Source organism: Yoonia sp. R2-816 (assembly GCF_046762905.1).
Classification (GTDB): Bacteria; Pseudomonadota; Alphaproteobacteria; order Rhodobacterales; family Rhodobacteraceae; genus Yoonia.
The window spans coordinates 1-400 of the sequence record NZ_JBKQXN010000069.1; the positions used below are offsets into that span (position 1 = coordinate 1).

1 pseudogene is annotated in these 400 nt (G+C 51.8%); it reads right to left on the reverse strand.

From position 1 onward, the window contains the following. Window positions 1-290: pseudogene (locus ACFWW2_RS01340) on the reverse strand (antitoxin of toxin-antitoxin stability system); the annotation flags it as partial. Window positions 291-400: the final 110 nt, after the last annotated feature.

Sequence of the window (400 nt, forward strand, 5' to 3'; positions counted from 1 at the left end):
GCTTGGAGCTGATCCGCAATCTGGTGCAGAACTGTGTCGGTTGGTGCATAGGTCCGGATGGCGTGGCACATACCCTTTTCGTAGCGCCACGAGCCTTCAAAGCTGGCACCATCGCCCTGTTGGCTAAATCCCGAAAACCAAATGCAGGGGCGACACGCACCTGTCGGTTTATGGCGGTTGATGGGTACCCGTTTGAGTTCGATGCCAAGACAGATACAGATTGCCTCAAAATCGGCATAGACGTAGTCCCACCATTCATCATGTGAATTAGTCTCGATGTGATCTGACACCGCCCCCTTCTCAGCAAGCTGAAATGGGGACGGCACATCTCTTGATGGAGATGATGGTTGTCCGTTTTGATGGAGGTGCAAACCAAACCATCAAAGGAAACCACAATGTT